General features: G+C 67.2%; 20 protein-coding genes. 7 read left to right on the forward strand and 13 right to left on the reverse strand.

Annotation, left to right across the window (positions count from 1 at the left end; genetic code table 11):
* Positions 1-4: 4 nt before the first annotated feature.
* Complete coding sequence (locus tag FCE95_RS14190; protein WP_137267715.1) at positions 5-1,411, reverse strand: DcaP family trimeric outer membrane transporter; 1,407 nt, start codon at positions 1,409-1,411, stop codon at positions 5-7.
* 194 nt (positions 1,412-1,605) lie between these two features.
* Here FCE95_RS14190 and acs point away from each other — a divergent pair, with 194 nt between their 5' ends.
* Both acs and FCE95_RS14200 read left to right on the forward strand, forming a co-directional pair.
* The gene (acs, locus tag FCE95_RS14195) at positions 1,606-3,558 is read left to right on the forward strand and encodes an acetate--CoA ligase (RefSeq protein WP_137267716.1); all 1,953 of its coding nucleotides are present in this window, start codon (positions 1,606-1,608) and stop codon (positions 3,556-3,558) included.
* A 124-nt stretch (positions 3,559-3,682) separates the two neighbouring features.
* Positions 3,683-4,351 (forward strand): response regulator transcription factor, encoded by a 669-nt coding sequence (locus FCE95_RS14200; protein WP_137267717.1) that lies wholly within the window; start codon positions 3,683-3,685, stop codon positions 4,349-4,351.
* Between the two features lie 192 nt (positions 4,352-4,543).
* On the opposite strand, the gene FCE95_RS14205 is transcribed toward FCE95_RS14200, so the two are convergent.
* From FCE95_RS14205 to rsmG, 11 genes are all read right to left on the reverse strand, one after another.
* Positions 4,544-7,996 (reverse strand): hybrid sensor histidine kinase/response regulator, encoded by a 3,453-nt coding sequence (locus tag FCE95_RS14205; protein ID WP_137267718.1) that lies wholly within the window; start codon positions 7,994-7,996, stop codon positions 4,544-4,546.
* A gap of 58 nt (positions 7,997-8,054) precedes the next feature.
* Positions 8,055-8,657, reverse strand: coding sequence for a DUF1579 family protein (locus FCE95_RS14210; protein ID WP_137267719.1), 603 nt, complete (start codon positions 8,655-8,657; stop codon positions 8,055-8,057).
* A gap of 111 nt (positions 8,658-8,768) precedes the next feature.
* Entirely contained in the window at positions 8,769-8,936 is a 168-nt protein-coding gene (rpmG, locus tag FCE95_RS14215; protein WP_175489134.1) for a 50S ribosomal protein L33, read from the reverse strand.
* A gap of 7 nt (positions 8,937-8,943) precedes the next feature.
* Positions 8,944-9,180 carry a 50S ribosomal protein L28 gene (gene rpmB, locus FCE95_RS14220; RefSeq protein WP_137267720.1) on the reverse strand — a complete coding sequence of 79 codons (237 nt, stop codon included), beginning with the start codon at positions 9,178-9,180 and terminating at the stop codon, positions 8,944-8,946.
* Between the two features lie 333 nt (positions 9,181-9,513).
* Positions 9,514-9,855, reverse strand: coding sequence for a lipid-A-disaccharide synthase N-terminal domain-containing protein (locus tag FCE95_RS14225; protein ID WP_137267721.1), 342 nt, complete (start codon positions 9,853-9,855; stop codon positions 9,514-9,516).
* Between the two features lie 19 nt (positions 9,856-9,874).
* A complete protein-coding gene (locus FCE95_RS14230) occupies positions 9,875-10,609 on the reverse strand; it encodes a glycosyltransferase family 2 protein (protein WP_137267722.1) in 735 nt (244 codons plus the stop codon).
* Positions 10,610-10,767: 158 nt separating this feature from the next.
* Complete coding sequence (locus FCE95_RS14235) at positions 10,768-11,733, reverse strand: NAD-dependent epimerase/dehydratase family protein (protein ID WP_137267723.1); 966 nt, start codon at positions 11,731-11,733, stop codon at positions 10,768-10,770.
* A 107-nt stretch (positions 11,734-11,840) separates the two neighbouring features.
* The gene (locus FCE95_RS14240; protein ID WP_137267724.1) at positions 11,841-12,584 is read right to left on the reverse strand and encodes a suppressor of fused domain protein; all 744 of its coding nucleotides are present in this window, start codon (positions 12,582-12,584) and stop codon (positions 11,841-11,843) included.
* Positions 12,585-12,594: 10 nt separating this feature from the next.
* Entirely contained in the window at positions 12,595-13,512 is a 918-nt protein-coding gene (locus tag FCE95_RS14245; RefSeq protein WP_137267725.1) for a ParB/RepB/Spo0J family partition protein, read from the reverse strand.
* On the reverse strand, positions 13,509-14,303 hold the full coding sequence (locus FCE95_RS14250; protein WP_137267726.1) for a ParA family protein: 795 nt from the start codon (positions 14,301-14,303) through the stop codon (positions 13,509-13,511). Before FCE95_RS14250 ends, FCE95_RS14245 begins: the two co-directional genes overlap by 4 nt.
* Positions 14,304-14,533: 230 nt before the next feature.
* Positions 14,534-15,184: a 16S rRNA (guanine(527)-N(7))-methyltransferase RsmG gene (gene rsmG / locus FCE95_RS14255; RefSeq protein WP_137267727.1), complete on the reverse strand. Its 651-nt coding sequence runs from the start codon at positions 15,182-15,184 to the stop codon at positions 14,534-14,536.
* Between the two features lie 74 nt (positions 15,185-15,258).
* On the opposite strand from rsmG, the gene FCE95_RS14260 reads away from it, so the two are divergent.
* Positions 15,259-17,028, forward strand: coding sequence for a potassium/proton antiporter (locus FCE95_RS14260; protein WP_189644783.1), 1,770 nt, complete (start codon positions 15,259-15,261; stop codon positions 17,026-17,028).
* Positions 17,029-17,158: 130 nt separating this feature from the next.
* Complete coding sequence (locus FCE95_RS14265; protein ID WP_137267729.1) at positions 17,159-19,231, forward strand: S9 family peptidase; 2,073 nt, start codon at positions 17,159-17,161, stop codon at positions 19,229-19,231.
* A gap of 342 nt (positions 19,232-19,573) precedes the next feature.
* Here the strand turns inward: FCE95_RS14265 and radC are convergent, their stop codons facing one another.
* Complete coding sequence (gene radC, locus FCE95_RS14270; RefSeq protein WP_137267730.1) at positions 19,574-20,248, reverse strand: RadC family protein; 675 nt, start codon at positions 20,246-20,248, stop codon at positions 19,574-19,576.
* A gap of 151 nt (positions 20,249-20,399) precedes the next feature.
* Between radC and coaBC the strand changes: the two genes are divergently transcribed.
* Genes coaBC through FCE95_RS14285 form a run of 3 tightly spaced genes read left to right on the forward strand, consistent with a single transcriptional unit; the run spans position 20,400 to position 24,383 of the window.
* The gene (coaBC, locus tag FCE95_RS14275) at positions 20,400-21,593 is read left to right on the forward strand and encodes a bifunctional phosphopantothenoylcysteine decarboxylase/phosphopantothenate--cysteine ligase CoaBC (protein WP_223266908.1); all 1,194 of its coding nucleotides are present in this window, start codon (positions 20,400-20,402) and stop codon (positions 21,591-21,593) included.
* A complete protein-coding gene (dut, locus tag FCE95_RS14280; protein WP_137267731.1) occupies positions 21,590-22,048 on the forward strand; it encodes a dUTP diphosphatase in 459 nt (152 codons plus the stop codon). Before coaBC ends, dut begins: the two co-directional genes overlap by 4 nt.
* 13 nt (positions 22,049-22,061) lie before the next feature.
* The gene (locus tag FCE95_RS14285) at positions 22,062-24,383 is read left to right on the forward strand and encodes a phosphomannomutase/phosphoglucomutase (RefSeq protein WP_137267732.1); all 2,322 of its coding nucleotides are present in this window, start codon (positions 22,062-22,064) and stop codon (positions 24,381-24,383) included.
* The last annotated feature ends 54 nt before the right edge of the window (positions 24,384-24,437 follow it).

Below are 24,437 nucleotides of genomic sequence, written 5' to 3' on the forward strand. Positions count from 1 at the left end.
TAGGTTAGAAGCTGAACTTGACGTGGGTTTGGATGCGCTTCAGGTCGCCTTCGCGGTCGTCCTCGAGCTGGCGCTGGCCCCAGCTCAGCTCGGCGCCGATGTCCAGTTTCGGGAACGGCGAATAGATCACGTTCGCGTGCCAGGACTGGGAGCGCTCGGTGACGCCGAAGCCGGTCAAGGCCTTGTCGTTGTCGAACATCGCGGTCGCGTACATCAGGTTGGTGCGCACCTTCGGGCTGAAGGCGTGGCGCCAGGCGACGAAGCCGCCGTAGCCGTCGATCGCTTCCAGCGATCCGTCCGCCGCCTGCACCGTATCGCTGCCCAGGCCGAAAGCCAGGTAGCGGCCGATGCCCTTGCCGCCGTTGACGGCGTAGCGGATGTCGTCGCTCTTGCCGATGTTGAACTTGCCCGAAACGCTGAGCGCGGCGCCGCTCTCGGTTTCGTCCTGGCCGGTGGCCACGTTCTCGTACTTGAACTGGCGCACCAGCGCGGCGACGGTGAAGTGGCCCCAGTCGCCCTTGGTCAGCCAGCGCGCGGTCAAGTCCGGCGCGACGTTGTCGCCGGTGTTGAAGCGCGCGCCGTTGTTGAGGAAGGGCGTGACGGTGGTCTGCGGATTCTCCAGCGAGAACGACCATGGTCCCTTCGTGTAGCGCAACTGCGCTTGGCGCACGAAGATGGTGCCGTCGGTGGTGCCGACGAAATCCACCGCGTCGGGCAACGCGGCCACGTCCTGGAAGTTCGACCAGGTTTGGCCGGCCAGCCAGTTGTTCCAGCTGATGTAGGCCTGGCGCAGCGACACGGCGTAGGTGTTGGTGGAGGTCTCGTTGCCGACCAGGGCGTTGTTGCCGCCGCCGAAGAAGTCGGCTTCGATATAGGCCTTGAACTTGTCGCCGCTGTCGGTGGTGTGGTCGGCGCTGAGCCAGAAGCGCGAGAACTGGGCGTGGAAATCGGTGTAGGGATCGCCGCTGCGCGCGCTGTTCGCGCCGACCGGGATCGCGCTGGGCAGGTAGAACAAGCGGCCGGACGAGCCGTCGGCGATCTTGCCGTCGCTGGTGTCGGTGGCCATCGCGTCCATCTTGATGAAGCCGCCGTACGAGAACGCCGTGCCGGGATTGGCGGCGGTCATGATCGTGGTCGATTGGATCGGCTGCTTGCCCGCAGGCACGGCCGGCGCCGCTTTCTGCGCGGCCTGCACCTCGGTCACCGCCGATTGCGTCTGCACGATCTGGGTCTGCTGCTGTTGCTGCGCCGACAGCAGCGCTTGCACTTGCTGCTCGAGCTGGGCGATGCGCGCTTCCAACTCTTTTTCCTTGGCGGTGGCGGCCAGCGCCGCGCCCGGCGCCAGCAAGGCGAACAGGACGGCGGCGGCCAGCGGGCGCCGCGCCATCGATAGGACGGATGAAGTAGTCATTCCCCTCTCCCGAGCGTAAGTCATGGGTATGGCGATCGACCGCGCCAGGCACGGCTTCCAGGGAGCCTGCGCGCGGCGCCGGTCCGCGCCTATTCGCCATTGGTCGAAAGCGGAGGCGGTATAGACGAAGGTCTAGGTCGGTTTAACAATGGATGCGTCAGACTCTCCACATCGCAGCATTCGCAGGTAAAGCCATGACCGATGCGCCCGCCGTCTATCCCGTTCCGCCCGACTTCGCGGCCAAGGCCCGCGTGAACCGGGAGCAGTACGAACGTCTGTACGGGGAGTCGATCGACGACCCCGCCGGGTTCTGGGGCCGCGTCGCGGCCCGTTTGGATTGGATGCGGGCGCCGACCAAGATCAAGGACGTGAGCTACAAGCTCGACGATTTCCATATCCGCTGGTACGAGGACGGCGAGCTCAACGCCAGCGTCAATTGCCTGGACCGGCAGCTGGCCGAGCGCGGCGACAAGACCGCGCTGCTGTTCGAGCCGGACGACCCGAACCAGCCTGCGCGCGCGGTGAGCTATCGCGAACTGCACCGGCGCGTCTGCAAGCTGGCCAATGCGCTGCGCAACCTCGGCGTGCGCAAAGGCGACCGGATCACGATCTACTTGCCGATGATCCCGGAAGCCGCGGTCGCGATGCTGGCCTGCGCGCGCATCGGCGCGATCCATTCGGTGGTGTTCGGCGGCTTTTCGCCCAATTCCATCGCCGACCGCGTGTCGGACTGCCAGTCCAAACTCATCATCACCGCCGACGAAGGCGTGCGCGGCGGCAAGAAGATCCCGCTGAAAGCCAACGTCGACGCCGCGTTGAAGCTGCCCGGGACGAATACCGTGGAAACCGTGCTGGTGGTGCGCCACACCGGCGGCGCGGTCGACATGCAGATGCCGCGCGACCGCTGGTACGAAGCGGTGGTCGACGATCAGCCGGAGCAATGCGAACCCGAGCGCATGAACGCGGAAGATCCGCTGTTCATCCTCTACACCTCCGGTTCCACCGGCAAGCCGAAAGGCGTGATGCACACCACCGGCGGCTATCTGACCTATGTGAGCTATACCCACGAGACCGTATTCGACCTGCGCGAAGACGACGTCTATTGGTGCACCGCCGACGTCGGCTGGGTCACCGGCCACAGCTATATCGTCTACGGCCCGCTGGCCAACGGCGCCACCGCGGTGATGTTCGAAGGCGTGCCGAACTATCCGGATTTCTCGCGTTTCTGGCAGGTGATCGACAAGCACAAAGTCACCTTGTTCTACACCGCGCCGACCGCGATCCGCGCGCTGATGCGCGAAGGCGACGGGCCGGTGAAAGCGACCTCGCGCAAATCGCTGCGCCTGCTCGGCACGGTGGGCGAGCCGATCAATCCCGAAGCCTGGCGCTGGTACAACGATGTGGTCGGCGAAGGCCGCTGCCCGATCATCGATACGTGGTGGCAGACCGAGACCGGCGGCATCCTGATCACGCCGCTGCCCGGCGCGATCGACGCCAAGCCGGGTTCGGCGACCAAGCCTTTCTTCGGCATCCGTCCGGCGATCGTCGACGCCAACGGCCAGATCCTGGACGGCGCCACCGAGGGCAATCTGGTCCTGCTCGATTCCTGGCCCGGCCAGATGCGCAGCGTCTACGGCGATCATCAGCGCTTCATCGACACCTATTTCAAGACGTATCCGGGCATGTACTTCACCGGCGACGGCTGCCGCCGCGACGCCGACGGCTACTACTGGATCACCGGCCGCGTCGACGACGTGATCAACGTCAGCGGCCACCGCATCGGCACCGCCGAAGTGGAGAGCGCGCTGGTGTCGCATCCGAAGGTCGCCGAGGCGGCGGTGGTCGGTTTCCCGCACGACATCAAGGGGCAGGGCATCTACGCCTACGTCACTCTGGTCGCCGGCGAAGCGGACAGCGAAGACTTGCGCAAAGAATTGGTCGCTTGGGTGCGCAAGGAGATCGGCCCGGTCGCCACGCCCGACCATCTGCAATGGGCGCCGGGGCTGCCGAAGACGCGTTCGGGCAAGATCATGCGCCGCATCCTGCGCAAGATCGCCGAGAACGCGCCGGACCAACTGGGCGACACCAGCACCTTGGCCGATCCGTCGGTGGTGGAGTCGCTGGTGAAGCACCGGCGGGATGCTTGAAGAGCAACGTCACAAGCAAATCCCCCCTGCCCCCCTTTTTCAAAGGGGGGAACAGCCCGGCTTCGGGTAGGAATTTCGTTCTTGGGGGCCTTCACACACCGGAGGGTGAGAGGAAACGGAATTCATGCCTACGCTATTGATCGCCGACGACCATCCGCTCTTCCGCGAAGCGTTGCGCGGCGTGGTATCGCGGGTGCTGCCGGACTACGCTTTGCGCGAGGCCGACAGCGCGCAGGCCCTGTACGCGCTGACCGAAGCCGAGCCGGACGCCGATTTGCTGCTGCTCGACTTGAATATGCCCGGCGCGCACGGTTTCAGCGTGCTGGTGCACCTGCGCGCGCAGCATCCGCAGTTGCCGGTGGTGGTGGTGTCGGCGCAGGAAGATCCGGCGGTGATGCGTCGCGCGCTGGATCACGGCGCGGTCGGCTTCATTCCGAAATCCGCCGACGCGGCCACGCTCGGCGATGCGCTCACCCAAGTGCTCGAGGGCGAGCGCTGGGCGCCGGAAGCGGCGCAGTCCGCGCCGGCGGTCGGCGACGACGAGCACGCCGCCGCGCAGCGCCTGCGCGAGCTGACGCCGCAACAGTTCCGCGTGCTGCAAATGCTCGGCACCGGTTTGTTGAACAAGCAGATCGCCTACGAACTGGGCGTGTCCGAAGCGACGGTGAAGGCGCATATGACCGCGGTCCTGCGCAAACTGGGCGCGTCCAATCGCACTCAAGCGGTGCTGATCGCGGGACGTTTGGCTTTGGATCCGGCGTCGGTCGTGCCGCCGCCCGAAGAAGAAAGCTGACCGCGGGCCCGCTTTTGGCTCGTGTAGAGCGGAGCTTGCTCCGCTGCTCCTTGTTCGGGGTTGCTTTGTAGAGCGGGACTTGCCCCGCTGCTTTTCGGTCAATCGCAATCGAAAACAAAGCAGCGGGGCAAGCCCCGCTCTACAAAGCCAAAGCAGCGGAGCAAGCTCCGCTCTACACAAGCAGAGGCAAGCTCAAGCCGCGCCGGTTTCGGCGGCGCCGCGCATCGCCTGCCGCTGCGCAGCCAAGTACGCGCGCAGCGACGCCGGCCGCACCGGTTTGGTCAGCACGCGATAGCCGCGAGCGCGTGCGGCCTGTTTCAACGCGTCGCTGCCGTCGGCGGTGAGCAGCGCGCCGGGGATCTCGCGGCCAGCGCGTTCGCGCAAGGCGTCCAAGGCGTCCAGACCGTCGAGGCGGTCGTGCAGGTGGTAGTCGACTAGCAGCACGTCAGGCTGCCGGCGCAGCAAGTCCAGGGCTTCGTCGACCGTGGTCGCGGCGACGACTTCCGCTTCCCAGCGTCCCAACAGCGCGCGCATGCCGGCCAGGATCTCGTGATCGTTGTCCAGGCACAGCACGCGCAAACCGGCGAGCGAATCGGGAAGCCCTACGCGCGGCGTGCGCGCCGCGGCGGCCGTCGCGCGTTCGGCGCGCGGCACGCGGATCGCGAACACGCTGCCGCGGCCGACGCGCGAACGCACGCCCAGCGGATGCCCGAGCACGTGCGAGATGCGCTGGCAGATCGACAGGCCCAGCCCCAAACCGCGTTCGCCCCAGTCGGTGGGCTGCTCGAAGCGGCGGAACTCGTCGAAGATCTGGCGCAGATGGTGTTCGGGAATGCCGGGGCCGGTATCCCAGACCTGCAATTCGATGCTGCCGCCGCGCGGCCGCGCGGCCAGAACGATCCGGCCTTCGCGGGTGTAGCGCAGCGCATTGGCGAGGAAGTTCTGCAGCACGCGGCGCAACAAGCGCCGATCGCTGCGGACCGGAGTGGAGCTGGCGTGCAAGCGCAGGTCGATGCCGCGGCCGGCGGCGACCGGCGAATATTGTTCGACCAGCTGCTGCAACAGATCGCCCGCATCGAAATCGGTCAGCGCCGGCTGCAGCGCCCCGGCGTCCAGGCGCGAGATGTCGAGCAGGCCGTCGAGCAATTCCTCGGCCGCGCGCAAGGAGGTGTCGACGCGTTCGGCCAAATGCCGCTGCTCGGCCGGCTGCGTGCTGTCGCGCAAGGCGGAGGTGAACAGCCGCGCCGCGTTCAGCGGCTGCAGCACGTCGTGGCTGAGCGCGGCCAGGAAACGGGTGCGCGATTGTTGCGCGGCTTCGGCTTCGCGGGTGCGTTCGGCGACGCGCTGTTCCAGGGTTTCGTTGATTTCGCGCAGCGCGCCTTCGACCCGCTTGTATTCGGTCACGTCGCTGTAGCTGGTCACGTAGCCGCCGCCGGGCAGCGGCTGGCCGCGCATCTCGGTGACCTGGCCGCTGCTGCGCACGCGCTCGAACACGTAAGGCGAGCCGGCGCGCATATAGGCGATGCGCTTGTCCACCTGCGCGTCGATGTCGCCCTCGCCCAGTTCGCCGCGTTCGGCGTTGAAGCGGATCAGCTCGGCCACCGGCCGGCCGACATAGAGCATGCCGTCGGGATAGCCGAACATCTGCTGGTAGCGTCGGTTCCAGGCGACCAGCTTCATGTCGCGGTCGACCACGCTGACGCCCTGGTCGATATTGTCCAGCGTGGTCGCCAGCACCTGGCGATTGAAGCGCAATTCTTGTCCCGCTTCGTCCAGCACGGCGACCACTTCGGCCACGTCCATGCCGGTGCCGGTCAATGCGCTGGTCAGCACCAAGCGCGCCGAGGCCGCGCCGATCGCCGCAGCAAGCAGGCGTTCGGTGAACTGCACCCAGCCGCGGTCCGCCGCCGCTTGCGGGTGCAGCTCCACGCCCAACAACTGCGCCTGTTCGGCGAACGCGCGGCGCGCGGTGCGTTCGCCGAGCACGCGGCCGGCCAGCGCGAGCAAATCGGCGATGTGCACGTTGCCGCGCCACCCGCCTTCGGCCAGCGTGCGTTTTTCCGTGTACGGCTCCAGGAACGGAATCGCGCGCAGGCGTTCGTCGAAGCCGGGTCGCCAGCGCGCGGACACCAGCAGCAACGCGCCGATGTTGACCAATAGCGACCAGAACGTGCCGTGGGTGAGCGGATCCCAACCCGACAAGCCGAACAACTGGCGCGGACGCAGCCAAGAAATGCCGAGCAGGCCCTGCGTCAGCCACGCGTCGGACAACCAGCCGGCGTCGGTCAGCGTCGGCAACAGCAAGGTGTAGATCCACATCGCGAAGCCCAGCGCCATGCCGATTTCGACGCCCTGCCGGCTGGCGCCGCGCCAATACAAACCGCCGATCAGCGCCGGCGCGAATTGCGCCACCGCGGCGAAGGCCATCAAACCGTAGGAGGCGAGTGTGGTGTCGCTGCCGCTGGCGCGGTAATAGCCGTACGCCAATGCGGCGAAGCAGACGATGGCCACGCGCCGGATCCACAGCACCGTGCCGGCGACGTCGCCGCCATGGCGCTCGGCCCAGCCGCGGCGCAGCAGCGGCGGCATGATCAGGTCGTTGCTGACCATCGTCGCCAGCGCCACGCTGGCCACGATCACCATGCCGGTGGCCGCGGAGAAACCGCCGATGTAGGCGAACAGCGCCAGCGCCTCGCGCGATTCGGCCAGCGGCAGCGCCAGCACGAAACTGTCGGCCGCGGCCGCGTTCTGGCGGCCGAACAATTCCAGGCCGGCGCTGGCGATGGGCAGCACCATCAGCGAAATCAGCACCAGGTACGCGCCGAACAGCCAGCGCGCGCGGCGGATGTCGCGGACGTCGCCGCATTCGACGATCGCTACGTGGAACTGGCGCGGCAAGCAGAAGATCGCGGCGAAGGCGAGCAGGGTCTGGCCGACGAAACCCACCGGCGGCGCGTTGGTCACCAACGCGCGCGTCGCTTCGATCACGTGCAGGTCGTTGCGCTTGAGCCAGCCGATCGCGAACACGCCCACCAGCACCAGCGCCAGCAGCTTGACCAGCGATTCCAGCGCGATCGCCAGCATCATGCCGTGGTGGTGTTCGGTCGCGTCGACCTGGCGCGTGCCGTACAGAATCGCGAACAGCGCCATCAGCGCCGCGACGTACAGCGCTGGATCGCCCAGCGTGGTCGTCGGCGTCTGCCCGCTCAGCACGCTCAAGCTGATCGCCACCGCTTTGTATTGCAGCGCCAGGTAGGGCACCGCTGCGGTCAATGCGATCAGCGTCACCAACGCCGCCAAACGCTGCGCGCGGCCGTAGCGGGCGGCGATGAAGTCGGCGATCGACACCGTGTTCTGGGTCTGCGCGATCAGCGCGAGGCGTTCGAGGATGCGCCAACCGAAGATCAGCAGCAGCAGCGGACCCAGATAGATCGGCAGATAGCCGATGCCGGTGCGCGCGGCGCTGCCCACCGCGCCGTAGAACGTCCACGATGAGCAATACACCGCCAGCGCCAGGCTGTAGACCAGCGGCCGCAGCCAAGGCCGCTGCGGATATAGCGGCCGGCGGTCGCCCCACCAGGCCACCGTGAACAGCAGTCCGGCGTAGGCCAGCGATACCAGCAGCAGAATCCAGCCTGGGAGCATGGGCGCAACGTTGGCGGCGTTGGGCCGAGTGTACGGCCGTCCGGCGGATGCGGGCGCTTCAGCGCCTGCGGACGTATTCGTAGCGGACGAAACGCCAGCGCTGCCCGGTGCCGTTCGCCATGATCACGTGCTGTTCTTTGACGACGTGGTCGTCGTCGGGCTGCCGGATCGCCATGTCGGAGACCATGAAGCGGCCTTCGACGTCCTTGCCGAAGCCTACGAAAGCCTGGGGCTCGAATTGAACCAGGATCGTGCCTTCGGACGCCGCGCCGAAGCTCCTCGCCGGCATGATGCTGACCGGGAAGCGCGTATCCATCGAAACGTATTTCCAGCGGCCTTCGACGCGGTCGAAATCCAGGTAGTCCAGCCGTTCGAAATCCGGAACGCCGCTGCCCGGCGCCGGTTTCATCGTCTCCTGCAGGATCGGACCGATCATGCGCCGTTCGGCGATCAGGCCGCGGGTGACGATGGGTTCGGCGCCGGGCGCGGGCCAAAGCTTGGCGACGACGTCCCATTGGCCGAGTTGGCGCGCGAGCTGCTGCTGCTCCGGTCCGGGCTTCGACATGCGTTGCGCGGCGGACGCTTCGACGGCCGGCGCCTGTTGCGCGGACGCCGCCGGGCCGAGCGCGGCGAGCAGGATCAGGACGAGGGCGGAGCGCATGGCGTATCTCCCGTCGTATCGCGAATTGGCAGGATCGACTCTACAAGGAAACCGGCAACAAAAAACCCGCCGGGCAGGCGGGTTTTTCGTTGGATCGACAAGCCGGAAGGCTTATTTGATCTTGCCTTCTTTGTAGATCACGTGCTTCCGGACGACGGGGTCGTACTTCTTGACCTCCATCTTGTTCGGCGTGTTCTTCTTGTTCTTGTCGGTGGTGTAGAAGTGGCCGGTGTTGGCCGAGGAGATCAGACGGATCTTGTCGCGCTTGCTAGCCATGATGTTCTCCTCAGACCTTTTCGCCGCGGGCGCGGAGTTGGGCCAGAACGGAATCGATCCCGTTCTTGTCGATGGTGCGCAGGGCCTGCGCGGAAACCTTCAGCTTGACCCAGCGGTTTTCGCTGGCGACCCAGAAACGGCGCTCGTGCAGGTTCGGCAGGAAGCGGCGGCGGGTCTTGTTGTTGGCGTGCGAGACGTTGTTGCCGGTCTGCACGCCCTTGCCGGTGACTTGGCATACGCGGGACATAACGCACCTCGAAAGATTTTTTGCCGCCCTTAGCCAGGGAGACTTCGGCCCCTGCGGATGCCGGTGAGGGCGGCCGCACGCAATTCGGGTAGGTTTTTCCGCTGCCGGCGGCGGCCGGAATTGCGTTTCCGGACCGCCCGGTCGAGGGCCTTATCGGCCGACCGGACGCAGCGAGCCGGGCATTATGCCCGGAAGGCCTGGGACAGGCAACTTATCCACAGGGGTAGTTCGCTGGGCCGGGCTGTGGGACGGGCGAGGTTCGCGCCAAGAGCCGGACCCTCTCCCTGGCGCTTCGCGCCTGTCCCTCTCCCGCAAGGGGAGAGGGTGAGCCGGTCAATGCGAGGCCTTGTCCCGCCGCCAGCCGCGATGGCGGATGTCCAAATACAGGCTGTAGGCCGCGGTGAAGGCGGGGAACAGGTTCTGGATCACACCCACCGAGTCCTGTTTCTGCGAGAACACGAAATAGCTCAGCGTCATCACGCTGCCGACCAGGCTCATGTACCAGAACAGGCGCGGGATCACCGGCTTGCGGTGCTTGCGCGAGGCCACGAACTGGACCACCCAGCGGCCGCCGAACATCAGCGCGCCGGTCAGGCCGATCAGCTTCCACGGCGACATGTGCAGGCCGGTCCATTCCAGCCAGGGGATGGCGGCGTTCATGAAATCGGGGGTCATGGCGATACCTGCGGGACCGTCAGGAGATTTCTTCGATGGCCGTGCGCTTGCTGCGCCGGATCAGCCAGGCCACGCCGCGCAGATCGCTGATGCCGACCAGGGCGCGGTTGAGGTTGTTGTACTTGGACACGCCGCTGGCGCGGTGGCGATGGTTGACCGGCACGCTGACCGTCTTCCAACCGGCGCGCTGCATCAGCGCGGGCAGGTAGCGGTGCATGTGGTCGAAGTAGGGCAGGTCGAGGAAGGCTTCGCGTTCGAACAGTTTGATGCCGCAGCCGGTGTCGGGCGTGTCGTCGCGCAACATGCGCGCGCGGATCGCGTTGGCCCATTTCGAAGCCCAGCGCTTGCTGCCCGAATCCTGCCGGTTCACCCGCCAGCCGGCGAACAGCTTGGTGTCCGGCGTCGCCGCGGCGCTCGCGGCCAGCAGTTTCGGGATGTCGGCCGGGTCGTTCTGGCCGTCGCCGTCGAGGGTGGCGATCCAAGCGCCGCGCGCGGCCCTCACGCCGCTGCGCACCGCGGTGCTTTGCCCGCTCTGGTTCGCGTGGCGCAGCACGCGCAGCTCCGGGACTTCGGCTTTCAGGCGCTTGAGCACGTCCAGTGTGGCGTCGCGGGATTTGTCGTCGACGTAGACGATTTCGAAATCGGCCACGCCGCGCAGCGCGGCGGTGATTTCGTTCACCAACGGCGCGACGTTGTCCTGTTCGTTGAATACAGGAACGACGACGGAAAGTTGCGGAGCGGGAGATTCAGCCATCAACGGGACTCGGCGCGTTTTTTTGAGCCCCTCTCCCGTGGGGAGAGGGGTTGGGGTGAGGGTTCGGCGAAGCGTTGGAGGCTGAACTTGCGTCGCTTCTCCGAACCCTCATCCGCCCTTCGGGCACCTTCTCTCGGGGGGAGAAGGAAAAGCAAGCGTTACGCATTATCGCCGAAGTAGTCCCGGCACCAGGCCACCACCTGCGGCAGGCCGGTTTCGATGGACGTGGCGGGCTCGAAGCCGAACGCGGCCTGGGCCCGGGCGGTATCGGCCATCGTCTCGACCATGTCGCCCGGCTGCATCGGTTTGTAGACCTTTTCCGCTTTCTTGCCGGCCGCCTCTTCGATCACCGCGATGAAGCGCTCCAGTTCCACCGGCGTGTGGTTGCCGAGGTTGAAGACGCGGTGCGGCGGATCGTCCTGCGGGGGATGGTCCAGCGCGCCGAGCACGCCGGCGACGATGTCGTCGATGAAGGTGAAGTCGCGCCGCATCTTGCCGTGGTTGAACACGTCGATCGGGCGTCCGGACAGCACCGCCCGCGAGAACAGCAGCGGCGCCATGTCCGGCCGGCCCCAGGGTCCGTACACGGTGAAGAAGCGCAGCCCCGTCGCGCGCAGGCCGTACAGGTGCGCGTAGGTGTGCGCCATCAATTCGTTCGCGGCCTTGGTCGCGGCGTACAGCGAGCGCGGCCGATCGATGCGCTGGTCTTCGGAGAACGGCGGCTTGGCCGAATCGCCGTACACCGACGACGAACTGGCGTAAGCCAAATGTGCGACGCCGCGATGCCGGCACAGTTCGAGCAGATTGACGAAGCCGACCAGGTTGCTGTCGACGTAGGCGTGCGGATTCTGCAGCGAATAGCGCACGCCGGCTTGCGCGGCCAGATGGATCACCCGGTCCGGCGCTGTTTCGTCGAACAAGGCGGCCAGGCCGTCGCGGTCGGTCAAGTCCAGCGCGCGGATGTCGGCGTCCGCGCACAACGCGGCGCCGCGATCGCGCTTCAGCCGCGGATCGTAGTAATCGTTGAAATTGTCCAGGCCGACGAAGGCTTCGCCGCGGCGCCGCAATTCGCGGCAGACGTAGGCGCCGATGAATCCGGCCGCGCCGGTGACGAGAATGGTCATGGGTTTCTTAGCCGCCGTTCCCGCGAAGGCGGGAATTCAAAGTCCTGATTTTGCCCGACGCAACCTGAGCGAATCGTTCATCGCAGACGGCTCCGCCGCTCGGCCCGTCAGAACAATCCAAAACGCTTTTTGGCCACGTTCTTGCGGGCGGGATCTATCGCGTCGGAGATATCGTGCGCGCCGAACTTCTCCAATAGCGCGTCGCTGCCTTTGCGCAGCTTCAACTCCATCTCCTCGCGGTAGAGCGGAACGACGGCAAGGAAGTGGATCCGCTTCTCCGAATCGATGTCGAGCGCGGCGAATTCTTCCGGCGCGGTGACGGCAGGCAACAGGATGGCCCCGCAAAGGCCGGTATTGGCGGCGTAGGGTTCGGCCGGGTCGCCGTTGGGCATCGAATGCCCCCACCCCAGCCAGGTGCGGTATTTGTGCGGAAAGCGAGCCAGCGTCTTGAGCAGGCGCACCGGCCAATACCAGGCTTCGTCCTGGAACGCTTCCTGTTCGACGCGCCAGTCCGGCGGCAGCGTGACCATGAGCTCCAGATGCTTCAGCCCGTCCAATTCCGCCGGAACATGCATGGGCAGGTCGCTCATGCCCGAGGTGACCAAACGATGGAACGGGTTCGCTTCGTTGGGCGGCACCCAATGCACGTCGATGTGGACGAGGTCGGAGACGATTTCGTGGAAGACGGATTCGATCGGCCCGAGATGAGCTTGGATATGCGCGGAAATTTCTTCCAGGCACATCTCGCCCTGGATCGCCTCGAGTCCTGGCGGCGATTCGTCGTAGTGATAAATCGGTTGCCCGCTGAGGCTCACCAGCTTGCCGTCGTCCGAACCGTTGCCCGATGCCATGCGTGTGCCCTCAGGCTTTTCCGCGCAAGCGCTCCAGCACGCCGTCCAGCGTGTCCAGATCGGTGTAGTGGATCACCAGCCGGCCCTTGCCCGCGCGGCCGTGGGCGATGCTGACCTTGGTGCCCAGGCTTTCCGACAATTCGTTTTCCAGCGAGGCGATGTCGGCGCTGGCGCGCGGCTTGGCGCCGGGTTTCTTCTTGCCCGCGGCCTGCGGCACCGAGCCGGCGGCGTATTGCTGGGCGCGGTGTTCGACTTCGCGCACCGACCAGCCGTGTTCGGCCGCGTCGGAAGCGAGCCGGCTGGCCAATTCCGGCGACAGCGTCAGCAGCGCGCGCGCGTGGCCCATCTCCAACCGGCGCGATTCCAGCAGCGCGCGGATCGCCGGCGGCAGTTCCAGCAGGCGCAGCAGATTCGACACCGCGGCGCGCGAACGGCCCACGGCTTCGGCGGCCTGGGCGTGGGTCAAATCGAATTCTTCGATCAACCGATGCAGCGCCTGCGCTTCTTCCAGCGGGTTGAGGTCTTCGCGCTGGATGTTTTCGATCAGCGCCATCGCCACCACGGTGCGGTCGTCGACTTCGCGCACGACCACCGGGATTTCGGTCAAACCCGCTTGTTGCGATGCGCGCCAGCGGCGTTCGCCAGCGATGATTTCGTAGCGCTTGCCGCCCAAGTCGCGGACCACGATCGGCTGGATCACGCCTTGCGCACGGATCGATTCGGCCAATTCGGTCAGCTTGTCCGCGTCCATATTGCGGCGCGGCTGGTACTTGCCCGGCGACAGCGCGTCCACCGGCAAAGTGCGCAGCGTGTCGGACGGCGTGGCCTCCAGCACCGGCGCTTCGGCGGCGGCCTTGGAACCGAGCAAGGCTTCGAGGCCGCGGCCGAGGCCGCGCTTCTTGGCCGGTTGGGGCTTGCTGGCGTTCATGCCGCTTTCTCCGTGTTGTGCTTGTTGCGCTCGTGCTGGCGGCGCAGCACTTCGCCGGCCAGTCCGAGATAGGCGATGGAGCCGCGCGAAGCCCGGTCGTAGCCGACGATGCTTTGGCCGTGGCTGGGCGCCTCGGCCAGGCGCACGTTGCGCGGCACGATGGTGCGGAACACCTTGTCGCCGAAATGTTGGGTCAATTCCGCCGAAACCGCGTTGGCGAGGTTGTTGCGCACGTCGAACATGGTGCGCAGCACGCCTTCGATCTCCAGGGCCGGGTTGAGCTTGGCCTTGAGCGCGTCGATGGTCTGCAGCAGCGCGGTCAGGCCTTCCAGCGCGTAGTACTCGCACTGCATCGGCACCAGCACCGAGTCCGCCGCGGTCAGCGCGTTCAAGGTGAGCAGCGACAAGGCCGGTGGGCAATCGACGATGATGAAATCGTATTTCTCGCGCAGCGGATCCAGCGCGCGCTTGAGCCGCTGTTCGCGGCCTTCTTCGTCCATCAGTTCGATTTCGGCCGCGGTGAGGTCGGTGTTGCCGGGCAGCAGGTCGAAATCTTCGGGCGTGCGCACGATCGCGTCGCTCGCGTGCATTTCCTCGAGCAGCACGTCGCAGCTGGACGCCGACAGCTCGCGCTTGTCGATGCCGCTGCCCATGGTGGCGTTGCCCTGCGCGTCCAGATCGACCAGCAGCACGCGCTTGGGGGTGCGGGCCAAGGCGGCGGCGAGGTTGACGGCGGTGGTGGTCTTGCCGACGCCGCCCTTCTGGTTGGCGATGGCGATGATGCGGGCCATGGGGTCCGTTTGCCTCGGTGCGCTGGGATGCCCGCGTTGCCGCGGGCCGGACCGGGGATTATGCCGCGCCGGGTGAATATTGGCTTGCGATGCGGTCTCAACGCGCCGCCGCGCGTTGCGGAAGACGGTACGACGGCTTTCGCCGCTGGAGTGCCCGTAGCCGGGGTTGAGCCGCAGGCGATACCCGGGACGCCATCCACCGTAGCCGAAAGCCCCGGGTATCGCTTCGCTCAACCCGGGCTACGGTCGCGCTTTACCACCACCAAATGCCGCTCCGCCGCCAATCCGGGCACGGCGAGCGGATGAATGGCCTCCAGGCGCCATCCCGCGGGCAAGGCCGCGATCTCCTCGTCCGGCCGCGCGCCCTTCATCGCCAGCAGCCGTCCGCCGGGCGCCAGCAGATGCCCGCCCACCGCCAGGATGTCCGGCAAGGTGGCCAGCGCCCGCGCGGTGATCGCTTCATAAGCGCCGGGTTCGTCCACCGCCTCGGCGCGGGCTTCGGCCACGCGCGCATTGCCCAGCTTCAGCGAACGCACCGCTTCGCGCAGGAAACGCGCCTTCTTGCCGTTCGATTCGACCAAGGTCACGTGCAAAGCGGGCAGCGCGATCGCCAGCGGGATGCCGGGCAATCCCGGGCCGGTGCCCAGGTCTGCCAGCGTGGCGACTCCGCTCGCGTACGGCTGCATCGCCAGCGAATCGAGCAGGTGCTTGGCCACCATCTCGCGCGGATCGCGGATCGCGGTGAGGTTGTAGGTGCGGTTCCAGCGATCGAGCAAAGACAAATAGGCCAGCAGCGGATCGGCGAGCGCGGCATCCAGCGACAAGGCCGCCAAGCCGGCTTCTAGTTCGTCGCGTAGGGCAGGAGTGAGGTCGCGGTTCATGGCGTCAGTATCGCCTACGGGCCGAATCCGGGCCGACGGAATACCCGGCGATGCGCGGTTTCCGTCTTGTTAGGATGGGGTCACCCCGCCGCGGAGGGCTCTTCCTGGAAAGCCTGCACGCCATCGATCTGCGATTGCTCGGCGGCGCGTTGCTGATCCTGGCCGGGATCGCTTCGTCGTTGCTCGCGCGCCGCTTCGGCGCGCCGCTGCTGTTGGTGTTCCTGCTGCTGGGCCTGTTGCTGGGTGTCGACGGGCCGGGCGGGATCCGCTATTCGGACACGCGCTTCACTTTCCTGGTCGGTTCGCTGGCGTTGGCGATCATCCTGTTCGACGGCGGCCTGCGCACCCGTGCCGCGCACGTGCAGGGCAGCGTGAAGCCGGCGCTGCTGCTGGCCACCGTCGGCGTGGTCGCGACCGCGGCGTTGACCGCGTTGGCGGCATCGAAATTGCTCGGCTTGCCGCCGCTGGAGGCGATGCTGCTGGGCACGATCCTGGCTTCGACCGACGCGGCCGCGGTGTTTTTCCTGATCCGCGCCGGCGGTTTGCATCTGGAACGGCGCACCGGCGCGACCTTGGAAGTCGAATCCGGCGCGAACGATCCGGTCGCGGTGTTCCTGACCATCGGCCTGACGCTGTGGGTCTCCGGCGATCACGAAGGCGGCGTCTGGACGATCGCGCTGAGCATGGTCTGGGCGATGGCCGCGGGCTTGGCGGTCGGCTATTTCGGCGGCCGCGCGCTGGTCGCCGTGCTGAACCGTTACGACCTGCCGTCGGGCCTGCATCCGTGGTTGGCGCTGGCGGGTGCGGTGACCTTGTTCGCATTGACCAACTTGATCGGCGGCAGCGGCTATCTGGCCGTCTATCTCGCCGGCATCGTCTTGGCGAACCGGCCGCTGCGCGCGCGCCAGGCGGTGATGTCGGTGCAGGACGCGGCCACTTGGTTCGCGCAATTGGCGATGTTCCTGCTGCTCGGGCTGCTGGCCGCGCCAAACAAGCTGCTCGGCGTGCTGTGGCCGGCGCTGGGCGTGGCCGCGTTCCTGATGTTCGCGGCGCGGCCGCTGGCGGTGGCCGCGTGTTTGTTGCCGTTCCGCTATCGCTGGGCGGAGATCGGATTCATTTCCTGGGTGGGATTGCGCGGCGCGGTCGGCATCTTCCTCGCATCAATCCCGTTGCTGGCGGGGCTGCCGAACGCATCGTTGTATTTCAACGTGGCGTTCGTGGTGGTGCTGGCGTCGCTGATCGTGCAGGGCTGGACTTTGGCGCGCGCGGCGCACGCTTTCGGCGTGGCGGTGCCGCGCCCGGATCCGAACACGCGCCGCATCCAATTGGATCTGCCGGGACAGTTGGACTACGACTTGGTCGGCTACCGCATCGCTTCCGCCAGCGCGATCCTGCACGGCGCCGCGCTGCCCGGGCGCGTGCGCCTGGCGATGGTCGCGCGCGAAGGCCGGCTACTGCTGCCGGAAGAGGCGGCCGAATTGCGGGCCGGCGACTACGCTTATTTCCTGGCGCCGAGCGGGCGCGCGCCGAAGATGGATTGGTTGTTCGCCGAACCCGCCGACGCGCGCCAAGCCGAGACCGAAACGTTCGGCAGCTTCATCCTGCCCGGCGACGTGCCGCTGGGCGAACTCGCCAGTTTTTACGGCTTGGCGATTCCTGCGCGCTTCGCCAAGAGCACCGCCGCGCAGTTGTTCGACGAGCGTTTCGACGAGCAGGCGCAAATCGGGGATAGCGTGACCCTGGGCCGCGCGGTGCTGGTGGTGCGCAGCCTGCGCGAGGACCGCGTGGCCCAGGTCGGGCTGCGCTTCGCCGGCGTCGGCGAGCGGCTGATCGGCGGCAAATAGCCGGCGGAATTGCCGCATTGCGCCATGTTTTCGGCGACCGATCCCGTACCCTGCGACCTCGGCCCGCCGCGGCGCATCTACTTCGGGATCGTCCGCAGCCCTCGACCTCGTTCGACCACTGGAGAAGCCTATGCAACGTCTTGCGCTCACCGTCGGATTGGCACTGGCGCTATCGGCTTGCGATAGTCCGAAAACCCAGGAAAGCAGTCCCGGCCAACCCGCGGCGCAAGCGCCGTCGGCGCCGGTCGAACTGATTCCGCGCGAGGCTTTGTTCGGCAATCCGGAACGCGCTGCGGTGCAGATCAGCCCGGACGGCAAATACCTGAGCTGGATCGCGCCGCTGGACGGCGTGGTCAACGTCTGGGTCGCGCTGGCCGACGATCCGTCGCAAGCCAAGGCGGTCACCGACGACAAGGCGCGCGGCATCCGCCAATACTTCTGGAGCTACCGGCCCGGCACGCTGCTGTATTTGCGCGACACCGGCGGCGACGAGGACTTCCACCTCTACAGCGTCGACGTCGTCTCCGGCGAAAAGCGCGACCTCAGCCCGTTCGCGAAGACGCGCGCCCAGGTCAGCGCGGTCAGCCATCTGCATCCGGAATCGATCCTGGTCGGCATGAACGATCGCGATCCGAAATGGCACGATCTGTACCGGGTCGACCTGGCCAGCGGCCGGCGCACGCTGGTGGAGAAGAACACGCAATCCTTCGCCGGCTATATGGCCGATGCCGATTACAAAGTGCGCATGGCGTTCGAACAGCGCCCCGACGGCGGTCAGAACGTGCTGGCGCCGGACGGCAAAGGCGGCTGGAAGAAGATCGACGATATTCCGTTCGAGGATTCGTTGACCACCTTTCCCGACGGTTACACCGCCGACGGCAAGACTTTGTACTACGTCGACTCGCGCGGCCGCGACACCGCCGCGTTGTTCGCCGTGGATACCGCCAGCGGCGAGAAAAAGCTCGTCGTCGAAGACCCGCGCGCCGATGTCGGCGGGATGCTGAAGGATCCGCAAACCGATGCGGTGCAGGCGGTGGCGATCGATTATCTGAAAGAGGAATGGAAGCCGGTCGATCCGGCCATCGCCGCGGATCTGAAGAAATTGCAGTCGCTGGGCCCGGGCGAGACCACGGTCTATTCGCGGACCCTGGACGACAAGACCTGGATCGTCGGCTACTCCGCGGCCGAAGCGCCGACCGTGTTCTACCGCTATCCGCGCGGCGGCGAGCCGGTGAAGCTGTTCTCGGTGCGTCCGGCGCTGGACGGCAAGCCGCTGGTGCCGATGTGGCCGCAGGAGATCAAGGCCCGCGACGGCCTCACCCTGGTCAGCTATCTCACCTTGCCCAAGGTCGCCGATGCGAACGGCGACGGCAAGGCCGACAAGCCGGCGCCGTTGGTGCTGCTGGTGCACGGCGGACCGTGGGGACGCGATCAATACGGTTATGCCGGCTATCCGCAGTGGTTGGCCAACCGCGGCTATGCGGTGCTGTCGGTGAACTACCGCGGCTCGGCGGGTTTCGGCAAAAACTTCATCGGCGCGGGCGACGGCGAATGGGCCGGCAAGATGCACGACGACCTGATCGATGCGGTCGACTGGGCGGTGAAGCAGGGCGTCACCACGAAGGACCAGGTCGCGATCATGGGCGGTAGCTACGGCGGCTACGCGACCCTGGTCGGCCTGACGTTCACGCCGGACGCGTTCAAGTGCGGCGTGGACATCGTCGGCCCGTCCAACCTCAACACGTTGCTCAGCACCATCCCGCCGTACTGGGCTTCGTTCTTCGAGCAGTTCGCCAAACGCGTCGGCGATCCGCGCACCGAGGACGGCAAGAAGCTGCTGGCCGAGCGTTCGCCGCTGACTCGTGTCGACAAGATCGGCAAGCCGCTGCTGATCGGCCAGGGCGCGAACGATCCGCGGGTGAAGCAGGCCGAGAGCGATCAGATCGTGCAGGCGATGAAGGCCAAGAAGATCCCGGTGACTTATGTGCTGTTCCCCGACGAAGGCCACGGCTTCGCGCGGCCGGAGAACGGCAAGGCCTTCAACGCCGTCGCCGAAGGTTTCCTCAGCCGGTGTCTGGGCGGGCGCGCCGAACCGATCGGCAAGGATTTCGAAGGCTCCAGCATCGTCGTGTCCGAAGGCGCGGACGGCGTGCCCGGCCTGGCGGATGCGTTGAAGGCGCATAAGCAGGAAATCAAGAAGTAATCGCGCGGAGCCCCTCTCCCACCGGGGTGAAACCGCACGGCTTGCGCGCCATTGGCGCGCGTGCGGTTGAACGCCCGCGCCGCTGGCGCGGGCCGGGGCGCGGAGCGAGGGGCTGGGGTGAGGGTTCGGCGGAGTGATGTAGTTGGAGCAACGCATGCGACCGTCGGTTGACGGATCGAGCCGCAATCTGATCCAGTTTCGTTCCACCGAACCCTCATCCGGCGCTGCGCGCCACCTCGCTCCGCGCCCTTGCGCAATGCGCAAAGGCGTTCATGCGCGCGCGAGCCATGGCTCGCAAGCAGCACGCCTTCACCCCGATGGGAGAAGTGAGGAGCAAACGCCTCACACCCATCCGCGCGCCGCCAACGACACCGGCGGGCCGTCGGCGATCAGGAAATGATCGAGCAGGCGCACGTCCACCAACGCCAAGGCCTGTTTCAGGCACGCGGTGAGCGCGCGATCCGCGGCGCTGGGTTCGGGGTGGCCGCTGGGATGATTGTGGCCGACGATCAAAGCCGCGGCGTTGTGCGCCAGCGCGCGGCGCACGACTTCGCGCGGATGCACTTCAGCGCCGTCCAAAGTACCGCGGAACATTTCTTCGAATGCGATCGCGCGATGGCGGGTATCCAGGAACAGCGCGGCGAACACTTCCTGGCGCTGATGGCGCAAACGTTGCGCGAAGTAACGGCCGGCGGCGGCGGGATCGCCGAGCGCATCGCCGCGCTCCAACGCGCCGGCCAGGTGCCGATTGCCCAATTCCAGCGCCGCCGCCAGCGCGCAAGCCCGCGCCGGTCCCAGTCCGGGCAGGCGGGCCAAGGCCTCGGCGGGTCGATCCAATAGAGCGCGCAGCGGGCCGTGCACGGCCAACAGTTCGCGGGCCGTGCCCACCGCGTCGCGGCCGCGCAGCCCGGAGCCGAGGAAGATCGCCAGCAATTCTGCGTCGGACAAGGCCTGTGCGCCGTGCGCGAGCAGTTTTTCGCGGGGTCTCTCGGCGGCGGGCCATTCGCGGATGTGCATGGATGGGGCGATTCCTGGGACGCAGCGCACAAACCGGCGATGGCCGCACGCGCTTCGATCAAATTAACGGAAGCGGTTAAGCCGCCGGATCGGGCCTCGCCGGGCCATCGGGTAAGCTAGCGGTCTGTTTTGACGTAGGAATCTTCCGCGCGTGGGATCGCTGTCCGGACAACGCCTGCTGCTGTGCGTCTGCGGCGGCATCGCCGCCTACAAGACGGTCGAGCTGGTGCGCCGTTTGCGCGACGCCGGGGCGGAAGTGCGCGTGGCGATGACCGAGCACGCCCAGCATTTCGTCGGCACCGCCAGCTTCCAGGCCGTGTCGGGGCAACCGGTGCGCACTTCGCTGTGGGACCCGGCCGCCGAGGCGGCGATGGGTCATATCGAATTGGCGCGCTGGGCGGACCGGGTGATCGTCGCGCCGGCGACGGCCGACACGCTCGCCAAGCTGGCGCACGGCTTCGCCGGCGATCTGGTCACCACGCTGTGCCTGGCTACGACCGCGCCGCTGACGCTAGCGCCGGCGATGAACCATCGCATGTGGCTGCATCCGGCCACGCAAGCCAACATCGCGTTGCTGCGCGAACGCGGCGCGCAAGTGATCGGTCCGGCCGACGGGCCGCTGGCCGAAGGCGAATCCGGACCGGGCCGGTTGAGCGAGCCGGACGACATCGTCGCTGCCCTGATCCAGGCGCAAGGCGGCGCGGGCGATTTGCTCGGCCGCCGCATCGTGGTCAGCGCCGGCCCCACTTACGAAGATCTGGATCCGGTCCGCTACGTCGGCAACCGCAGCAGCGGCAAGATGGGTTTCGCCATCGCCGCCGCGGCGGCGCGGCGCGGGGCTGAGGTGACGCTGGTGGCCGGGCCGGTGCATCTGCCCACGCCGGCGGGCGTGCATCGCGTGGACGTGCGCTCGGCCGCGCAACTGCGCGACGCGGTGCTGGCTGCGCTGCCGGCCGACGCCTACATCGGCGCCGCTGCGGTCGCCGACTACGCGCCGCGCACGGTCGCCGACAACAAGATCAAGAAATCCGCCGACACGCTGACGCTGGAATTGGTGCGCACGCCGGACACGCTGGCCGAAGTGGCCGCGTCGAAATCGCGGCCGCGCTGCGTGGTCGGCTTCGCGGCCGAAACCGAAAACGTGGAAGGCCATGCGCGCGACAAGCTGCGCAAGAAGAACCTCGATCTGATCGCGGCCAACCGCGTCGGCTTGGCCGGCAGCGGCTTCGAAAGCGACGACAACGCGCTGACCGTGTATTCGGCCGACGCTGCGCGCGAACTCGGCCCGGCGCCGAAGACGCGTCTGGCCGACCAATTGCTCGACCTGATCGCGGAGCGACTATGAGCCAGCCGCTGGAAGTTAAATTGCTGGATCCGCGCTTCGGCGACGAATGGCCGCTGCCGGCCTACGCCACCGAGGCCAGCGCGGGCCTGGATCTGCGCGCCGCGATCGATGCGCCGCTGACGCTCGCTCCGGGCGACGCCGCGCTGGTGCCGAGCGGATTGGCGATCCATCTGGCCGATCCGGCTTTGTGCGCGGTGGTGCTGCCGCGTTCCGGGCTGGGCCATCGCCACGGCATCGTGCTCGGCAACGGCACCGGCCTGATCGACGCCGACTATCAGGGCCCGCTGCTGATCAGCCTCTGGAACCGCGGTCGCGAGGCTTTTACGATGCAGCCGGGGGATCGCATCGCACAGTTGGTCGTGCTGCCGGTCGTGCGCGTGGCGCTGCAAGTGGTGGAAGGTTTCGCTAGCAGCGCGCGCGGCGAAGGCGGTTTCGGCCATACCGGCGTGCGCTGACAGGGGGATACGAATGACCGATTCCGATACCGAGACCAGCCGCCTCAAGCCCAGCAGTGCCGCGCTCAGGCCGGCTTTGCCTTGGCTGGCCGGCGCGCTGGCGTTGTTCGCGCTGTGGATGGCCTGGTCCGGCGTGCAGCAATTGCGCGGCCAGGCGCGTTCCGAATCGCTGACCGAGCAGCGCGACGCCGCCGTGGCCGCCGTGGCCAAAGCGGTGACCGCCGAAACCAAGCGGCTGCAGGACAAGCTGGCGCAGGCGCCGGTCAAGACCGCGTTGGACGCCAACGACGCCAACGCCGCGGCCACGCGCATCGGCGCCGGCTGGCCCGGCCTGGAAAAGGTGGAAGTGCTGCCCGGCGATCTGCAGGCGCTGTACACCGCTTTGCCCGAGTCCGGCTACGGCCGCTTGGCGGCGATCGAAGCCGCGCAGGCGCAGAACGCGCCGGTCGCGCGCGTGGTCGCGCAAAAAGGCGCGCCGCGTTTCGTGCTGGCCGCGCCCACCGGCGCGACGCAACCGGCGGTCGGCATGGTGTACGCCCAGTTTCCGCTGGAAACCTTGACCGCCGGATTGGCTTCGGCGGAGATCGACGAAAACGGCTACCTCGCCCTGCGCCAAGGCAGCCATACGATCCTGGCGCGCGGCGACCAGACCCTGGGCAGTAGCGCCGAAGCCCTGGCCGCGAAAATACCCGGCACCGATTTCCGGATCGTCGCCGAAGTGCCCGACGTCGGTCCCGGGCCGTGGGGGTTGGGCGGCATGGCCTGCGTGATCGCCGCTGCGATCGCGGCTTTGCTCGCCTTCCTCGCCTGGCGCGGCTGGCGCCGAGGCGATTCCGCGCATGCCGGCGTTGCGGCCGGAGCCGAAGAAGCGCCGACCTTGACCCAAGCCCTGCAGGCCGCTCCGGCCGAGACCGAAGAACGCAAGAAGATCGAAGTGAAAGAAGCCCCCAAGCGCGCACCGGTGACCATCGACCGCGGCATCTTCCGCGCCTACGACATCCGCGGCGTGATCGGCGAAAGCCTGGATGCCGGCGTGGCCGAGTTGATCGGCCACGCGATCGGTTCGTCGATGAAGGACCAGGGCTTGGAGGACATCGTGGTCGGCCGCGACGGGCGATTGTCGGGCCCGGACATGATCGGTGGCCTCATCGCAGGCTTGCGCAAGGCCGGCCGCAACGTCGTCGACATCGGCGTCGCGCCGACGCCGCTGGTGTACTTCGCCGCCTACCACCTGCGCACCGGCAGCGCGGTCGCCGTCACCGGCAGCCACAATCCGCCCGACTACAACGGCTTCAAGATCGTGGTCGGCGGCGAGACGCTGTCGGGCGACGCCATCACCGATTTGTACGCGCGTATCGCCGACGGCCGCCTGTACGACGCGCCCACGCCCGGCAGCCTGCAACAGCGCGATGTGAGCGGCGATTACGTCAACCGCGTCGCCTCCGACGTGCAGATCGACCGCCGCCTGAAAGTGGTGGTCGACGCCGGCAATGGCGCCGCGGGCGAGCTGGGGCCGCGGGTGCTGGAGGCGATCGGCGCCGAGGTCACGCCGCTGTACTGCGAGATCGACGGCACTTTCCCCAACCACCACCCCGATCCGAGCGAACCGCACAATCTGGAAGACCTCAAGCGCATGGTCGAGCGGCTCGACGCCGACCTGGGCATCGCCTTCGACGGCGACGGCGACCGTTTGGGCGTCATCACCCGCAACGGCCACAACATCTTCCCGGACCGCTTGCTGATGCTGTTCGCCGCCGACGTGCTCGAGCGCAATCCGGGCGCGGTGATCGTGTACGACGTGAAGTGCACCGGCGCGCTGTCGCCCTACATCCTGCGCCACGGCGGCAGCCCGCTGATGTGGAAGACCGGGCATTCGCTGATCAAGGCCAAGATGCGCGAGACCGAAGCCGAGCTGGCCGGCGAGATGAGCGGCCATTTCTTCTTCAAGGAACGCTGGTACGGCTTCGACGACGGCATCTATTCGGCGGCGCGATTGCTGGAAATCCTCGGCCGCCGCAGCGAGACGCCGGACCAGGTGTTCGAGACGCTGCCCGAGGGCGTGTCCACGCCGGAACTGAAGGCGCCGACGGCCGATCCGCACGGCTTCGTGGCGCGGTTCGTGGCTTCCGGCGAATTCGAGGGCGCGCGCGTGTCCACCATCGACGGCCTGCGTGCCGACTGGCCCGACGGCTGGGGCTTGGTGCGCGCGTCCAATACCACGCCGATCCTGGTGCTGCGCTTCGAGGCCAACGATGCGAACGCGCTGGCGCGGATCCAGCAGGTGTTCCGCGAACGCCTGCTGGCGCTGGATCCGGGCCTGAGCCTGCCGTTTTAACCCCGCTTGCTCTTCGTAGGAGCGGCTTTAGCCGCGAGCTTTTTCTCTAAATCG

The organism is Luteimonas gilva (assembly GCF_005239095.1).
Taxonomy (GTDB): domain Bacteria; phylum Pseudomonadota; class Gammaproteobacteria; order Xanthomonadales; family Xanthomonadaceae; genus Luteimonas_C; species Luteimonas_C gilva.